Source organism: Rhodopseudomonas sp. BR0G17, from assembly GCF_010907025.1.
Taxonomy (GTDB): Bacteria; Pseudomonadota; Alphaproteobacteria; order Rhizobiales; family Xanthobacteraceae; genus Rhodopseudomonas; species Rhodopseudomonas palustris_H.
This window is the reverse complement of sequence record NZ_QUML01000102.1, coordinates 1-559: the sequence shown is the minus strand read 5'-3', so window position 1 is coordinate 559 and position 559 is coordinate 1. Positions and strand designations below refer to the sequence as shown.

The window sequence follows — 559 nt, the reverse complement described above, 5'->3', positions numbered from 1 at the left end:
GTCCGGATCGGGAGAACATCATGCAGTCGGCTTCCCAATGCCCCGCGGTCTGCCGGCTATCGACCTCAATGGGCCGTTCGGCGATCGAACGCCGTTGTCTGATGAGGCTTGCGGTGCTGCCGCCCCGCCGCCGACGCCCTCGGAACTTCTTGTGACGTGGCAACAGCAGGTACCAATAATCCTGCTGCGCGGTGCGATGATAGATGAAGCGATAGATTGACTCGTGGCTGATGATGACGCGACCATGCTTCAGCGCCAGCCGGCCGGCGATCTGCTCCGGCGAATGTCCCATCGCAAGGCTTTTGCCCACGCGTCTTCGTAGGCCCGGCTGGCGCGCCAGTTTGAAGCGACAATCCCATCGCCTCCGCCGCTCGGCCAATTGTTGGGCGCGGACTGGTTCGTAGCCGCCGGCCCAGACCTTCGTTCGCTTGGAATTGCGCCTCAGCTCTCGACTGATCGTAGAAGGCGACCGGCCCAGGGCAACCGCAATCTGATTTTGAGATATACCGCCCGCATGCAGGCGATAAATCTCAACGCGCTCCTCGAGGCTGAGCTGGCC

General features: G+C 62.3%; 1 protein-coding gene. It reads right to left on the bottom strand.

The window, feature by feature from the left end:
• The coding region (locus DY467_RS25390) for an IS30 family transposase (protein ID WP_164639805.1) at positions 1-559 on the bottom strand (559 nt) is incomplete at both ends.